General features: G+C 56.5%; 4 protein-coding genes, 1 tRNA gene and 2 rRNA genes. 3 read left to right on the forward strand and 4 right to left on the reverse strand.

Features of this window, described 5'->3' with window-relative positions:
* Positions 1–33: 33 nt before the first annotated feature.
* Complete coding sequence (gene tnpA, locus ACP15R_RS27300) at positions 34–435, reverse strand: IS200/IS605 family transposase (protein WP_424985241.1); 402 nt, start codon at positions 433–435, stop codon at positions 34–36.
* A gap of 118 nt (positions 436–553) precedes the next feature.
* Here tnpA and ACP15R_RS27305 point away from each other — a divergent pair, with 118 nt between their 5' ends.
* From ACP15R_RS27305 to ACP15R_RS27315, 3 genes are all read left to right on the forward strand, one after another.
* Positions 554–1,339, forward strand: coding sequence for a tyrosine-type recombinase/integrase (locus ACP15R_RS27305; protein WP_424988965.1), 786 nt, complete (start codon positions 554–556; stop codon positions 1,337–1,339).
* A 266-nt stretch (positions 1,340–1,605) separates the two neighbouring features.
* Entirely contained in the window at positions 1,606–2,382 is a 777-nt protein-coding gene (locus tag ACP15R_RS27310; RefSeq protein ID WP_424988966.1) for a tyrosine-type recombinase/integrase, read from the forward strand.
* Between the two features lie 35 nt (positions 2,383–2,417).
* On the forward strand, positions 2,418–4,040 hold the full coding sequence (locus tag ACP15R_RS27315; protein ID WP_424988967.1) for a recombinase family protein: 1,623 nt from the start codon (positions 2,418–2,420) through the stop codon (positions 4,038–4,040).
* Here the strand turns inward: ACP15R_RS27315 and ACP15R_RS27320 are convergent.
* From ACP15R_RS27320 to ACP15R_RS27330, 3 genes are all read right to left on the reverse strand, one after another.
* Positions 3,997–4,073 (reverse strand) — tRNA-Met (locus tag ACP15R_RS27320). The genes ACP15R_RS27315 and ACP15R_RS27320 overlap by 44 nt on opposite strands.
* A gap of 74 nt (positions 4,074–4,147) precedes the next feature.
* Positions 4,148–4,262 (reverse strand): 5S ribosomal RNA (gene rrf, locus ACP15R_RS27325).
* 100 nt (positions 4,263–4,362) lie between these two features.
* A 23S ribosomal RNA gene (locus ACP15R_RS27330) occupies positions 4,363–5,330 on the reverse strand; the annotation flags it as partial.

Below are 5,330 nucleotides of genomic sequence, written 5' to 3' on the forward strand. Positions count from 1 at the left end.
CAGTGAACGACCCACCGGCTGACGCCGGTGGCATCATTTGGAGGAATGTAATTCCAGATACTGCAGGATGATATCGTCGGTGACATTCCCAGACGTGGTGGAGAAGTAGCCACGGGCCCAGAACCGCCTGCCCCAGTAGCGCTTGCGCAACTCTGGGAACTCTATCTGGATGCGGCGCGATGATCGGCCTTTGATGCGCTGCATGACACCAGACAGCGATAGCTTGGGCGGGATCGACAGAAACATATGCACGTGATCTCGCGCCAAAACGCCGCGCACAATATGTACCCCCATCTCATTGCAGGTCTGCATGATGATCTCCCGGATACGCGCGCGCATCCGTCCCCGTAGAACTTTGTACCTATACTTTGTGGCCCATACGACATGGAATCTGTGGTAAAATCGCGTGTGCGCGGATGCCGAGTAGCGCATGATCTCTCCTCCTGAAATTTGAAGCCTTACCGCCTCAGCGGGCTTCAAATTTCAGGAGGAGAGATCAGCAGAAGATTCGCTGAAGCGGACCGGCTGGAAGCCGGTGGCTTCGATCCGTTAGATGGAAAGTGAAACAGCGGCTCTGCTGCGCAATCTGGCGAGACTCCTCGATGCCCCCGACGATGTACGGCAGGCATTGGCGGAACTTGCCAAGCGCGTTTCCGTCAAGCCTCAAAACGGCATGACCCGAAAAAACCGGGCCAGATTGCGTGTTTTGCAGGATCAGACGAACCAGTTGCGGCTCTTGTCGCTGCCAGAACAAATATTCAAACGACCACGCGGGAAATCCAAACCCTATGACCACGCTCTGGCGCGTGAAGATGCCCTGGCTATCGCCATCCTGCTCGTTTGTCCGGTTCGCGTAAAGAACCTCGCAGGCATTCACCTTGAACACCACCTGCATCGGCCAGGGGATGGCCACATATTTTTCGTGCTGGAAGACGCAGAGACCAAGAACCAACGTCCCATAGAATTTGAACTACCTCGCGATGTGGTTCAGATGCTGGATCGTCATCTTTCGACCCGTTGCCCTCAAATGTGCGATCCCGGAACACCGTGGTTGTTCCCAAGACGGGATGGACGCGGCCACATCGTCCCGAACGCCCTGTCGTCGCGGCTGAGCAAACGGATACGCAAGGAAACCGGGCTGGAGATGAACGCCCATCTCTTCCGGCATTTCGCAGTAATGAACTGGCTGGATGCAAATCCAGGCGGTTACGAAGTCGCGCGCCGCCTGCTCGGCCATTCAGAAGTCAGCCACACGATCAACATGTACTCCGGGCTGGAAGCAAGATCGGCGACAAAAGCCTTCGCCGATCTGATCGAGCAAAAGAAAGGACTTCGCTGATGAGTCTCGTTCTCCCGTTCTCCGGATGGCCAAAGCAGGATAGGGCCATGTGGGCTGACCTCACACGGCAAGGTGGCCCATTTGACGACGTCGGAGCATTGGCGCACCTGCGGGACACATCGCTCCTGACACTTGAGCGCCGATACGCACGTTGGCTTTGTTGGCTCACGACACATGAGCCAACGGCCATCGCCCTCCAACCAGCAAGCCGGGCTACTCTGCCCCGCTTGTCGGCTTGGCTTGATGACTTGCAACACACCAAACCAATGAGCCAATTGATGTTTGTCGATGGTGTCCTTCGCATCCTGAGGGCTGCTGCCCCAGTCTCCGATTGGACAGCACAACTCAGGCTGAAGGCATCGCTGAAGCGGGCGGCAGGAACTGGCGATCGTGATCGCAAAGCTGGACGAATATTGTCGAGTGCAGTTCTCCTCAATGCTGGCATAGAATTGGCGACAAAGCATGCCGAAACGGCAGGAACGCCACTGCAATCCATGAAGCATGTCCGTGACGGAGCCATGATCGCAATGTTGGCTCTGATGCCGATGCGCAGGCGCGCATATGCCGGGCTGCGGATCGGCCACTCTGTGCTTGTTGCCGAAAATGAGATCCTCATTGCTCTGCCGGAAGAGTTGACCAAATCCGGTCAGCCCTGGGAAGCGGTCGTGCCCAGCCAGATTGACCCGCTTCTACGGCGGTATTTGAACGAAGCCCGCCCAATGTTCATGGCCCGTGGAAATCAGGATCATGACATTCTCTGGGTCGGAGAGCGTGGTACGATCTACACTCAAGACTATCTTGGATGCAGGATCTCCGAATGCACAGAAAAGATGACCGGTGTTCGTGTGCCCCCACACTTCTTCCGAGATGCGGCGGCGACGACACTGGCTCGGACGTCGCCAAAAGGGGCCCGGCTGATCCGCCCCGTTCTGGCCCATTCAGGCTTTGGCACGGCCGAGCGCCACTATATTCACGCGCAGACCATCGAGGCCGGACGTGACTATGCTACACTGATCAGCAAGATGAAGAAGGGCAAACGATGACCCGTGTCGCCCTCTACGCGCGTTTCTCCAGCCAGATGCAACGCGATGCCTCAATCGACGACCAATTGCGTCTGTGTCACGAAACAGCCGAACGCGAGGGCTGGCAAGTTGTCGATGCCTTCACCGATCGCGCGATTTCCGGAGCATCCATGCTCCGACCCGGCATACAAGCCTTGCTCAGCGATGCGCAGGACGGTCGGTTTGATCTTGTCCTTTGCGAGGCTCTGGATCGATTGAGCCGCGATCAGGCTGACATCGCCGCCATTTTCAAACGCTTGTCGTTTGCCAACGTTGGCGTATCGACCTTGGCGGAAGGCGAGATTGGCGAACTGCATGTCGGCCTCAAGGGAACGATGAACCAGTTGTTCCTGAAGGACCTTGCCGCAAAGACACGACGTGGCCTCAGAGGCCGTGTTGAAGCGGGTCGATCCGGCGGTGGTAAAAGCTACGGCTATGATGTTGTTCGGCGTCTTGGCGCAGACGGGCTGCCTGTCACTGGGGAACGACAAATCAACGAAGGCGAAGCGCATATCATCCGGCGGGTCTTTCACGAGTTTTCCACAGGACGTTCGCCGAAATCCATCGCGCAGCGCCTCAATGCAGATGGTATTCTAGGGCCGCGCGGCAAACTCTGGCGCGATACTGCCATTCGAGGTCATCGCACGCGGGGTACGGGCCTGCTCAACAATGAACTCTATATCGGTCGCTTGGTCTGGAACCGTCTCCGCTACATCAAGGACCCCGACACTGGTCGACGCGTCTCCCGCCTCAATGATCCATCAGAATGGACCATCAAGGATGTCCAAGATCTCAGGATCGTGGATGATGCGCTCTGGGACGCGGTCAAAGGGAGGCAAGGCGAGATTGAGGCAACGCCGCGTGTGAAAGCCATCAAGGCGACGCGGTTTTGGGAGAAGCGGCGGAAGATTCATCTTCTGACGGGCCTGGCATTCTGCGATGAATGTGGCAGCCCGCTGGTTTCTGTCGGGAAAGACTACATGGCCTGTTCAGCGGCGAGAAAGCTGGCAACCTGCGATCAGAAAAAGTCTGTCAGACGCCCGGACCTCGAAGACGCAGTTCTGTCCTTGCTGCGTGAACGGCTGATGCTGCCGGATGCGGTGGCGAAGTTTGTGAAATCACATACGACGGCTACGAACACACAGAACGGGGAGAAAGAAGCGCGACACGCACGGGTACAATCCGAACGTGACAGTCTCGCACGCAAGCTCGATGGCTTGTACGATGCGATTGCGGAAGGGCTGCGTACGTCAGGCTTGCAGGCTAAGCTCGAAGAGATGGAAGGTCAGCTGACCAAACTGGACAGCGAACTCGCAACTCCGGCACCAACGCCTGTGCGCCTGAACCCAAATCTGTCCGAGCTCTACCGCCGCAAAGTCCAGGACCTGTCAGACACCCTGACCGACCCCGAAATCCGTCCACAGGCACTGGAACTGATACGCAGTCTAATCGAACGCGTGACGATCAAGCATGCGGATGATGGCGTGATCGTTGCCTTGGATGGGGCCTTGGTAGGAATGATCGGGTTGGCCCAGAACGCAAAAAGCCCTTCCGGAGAAGGGCCTTGCACGAACATTGATATCAGTTCGATCAAAGTGGTTGCGGGAGTAGGATTTGAACCTACGACCTTCAGGTTATGAGCCTGACGAGCTACCGGGCTGCTCCATCCCGCGCCAATATGTGTCCCCGGTTTAAGTGTGTATTAGGGGACAATCGAAAGAGAGATACGGTGTTGAGGGTTTGTTAGGTTTGGCAGTGACCTACTCTCCCACGCCTTAAGACGCAGTACCATTGGCGCGACAGTGCTTAACGGCCGGGTTCGGGATGGGACCGGGTGTTTCACTTGTGCTATGACCACCAAACCAAAGAAACCCTCAACCTGTTGTCCAAGTGTTGTTCACGTTATGTGTATGCTTTTGCTTGTCTTTCGAAGTTGACGTTCAAGTCTGTCTTCTACTGGATCAAATCAAGCCTATCGGACCATTAGTACCGGTCAACTGAACGCATTGCTGCGCTTACATCTCCGGCCTATCGACGTGGTGGTCTACCACGGTCCTCAGGGATACCTTGTTTTGAGGGGGGCTTCCCGCTTAGATGCCTTCAGCGGTTATCCTGTCCGAACATAGCTACCCAGCACTGCCGTTGGCACGACAACTGGTCCACCAGTGGTTCGTTCACCCCGGTCCTCTCGTACTAGGGGCAACTCCTCTCAAGTATCCTACACCCACGGCAGATAGGGACCGAACTGTCTCACGACGTTCTAAACCCAGCTCACGTACCTCTTTAAACGGCGAACAGCCGTACCCTTGGGACCTGCTCCAGCCCCAGGATGAGATGAGCCGACATCGAGGTGCCAAACACTGCCGTCGATATGGACTCTTGGGCAGTATCAGCCTGTTATCCCCGGCGTACCTTTTATCCGTTGAGCGATGGCCCTTCCACTCGGGACCACCGGATCACTATGGCCGTCTTTCGACTCTGCTCGACTTGTCAGTCTCGCAGTCAGGCTGGCTTCTGCCATTGCACTCAACGAGCGATTTCCGACCGCTCTGAGCCAACCTTCGCGCGCCTCCGTTACGCTTTAGGAGGCGACCGCCCCAGTCAAACTACCCGCCACGCAGGGTCCCGGATCCGGATAACGGACCGCGGTTAGACATCAAGAGTGCGAAGGGTGGTATCTCAAGGAAGGCTCCACCGCGACTGGCGTCACGGTTTCAAAGCCTACCACCTATCCTGCACATCACAATCCTGATGCCAGTGCGAAGCTGTAGTAAAGGTGCACGGGGTCTTTCCGTCTAACCGCGGGAAACCTGCATCTTGACAGGTAATTCAATTTCGCTGAGTCGATGTTGGAGACAGCGGGGAAGTCGTTACGCCATTCGTGCAGGTCGGAACTTACCCGACAAGGAATTTCGCTACCTTAGGACCGT

Source organism: Microbulbifer sp. S227A (assembly GCF_049800935.1).

Bases quoted from the DNA above. Each gene is read 5' to 3' on its own strand.
- ACP15R_RS27310 (WP_424988966.1), top strand. From the start codon at position 1,606: ATGAGCCAATTGATGTTTGTCGATGGTGTCCTTCGCATCCTGAGGGCT.
- ACP15R_RS27305 (WP_424988965.1), top strand. From the start codon at position 554: ATGGAAAGTGAAACAGCGGCTCTGCTGCGCAATCTGGCGAGACTCCTC.
- ACP15R_RS27315 (WP_424988967.1), top strand. From the start codon at position 2,418: ATGCAACGCGATGCCTCAATCGACGACCAATTGCGTCTGTGTCACGAA.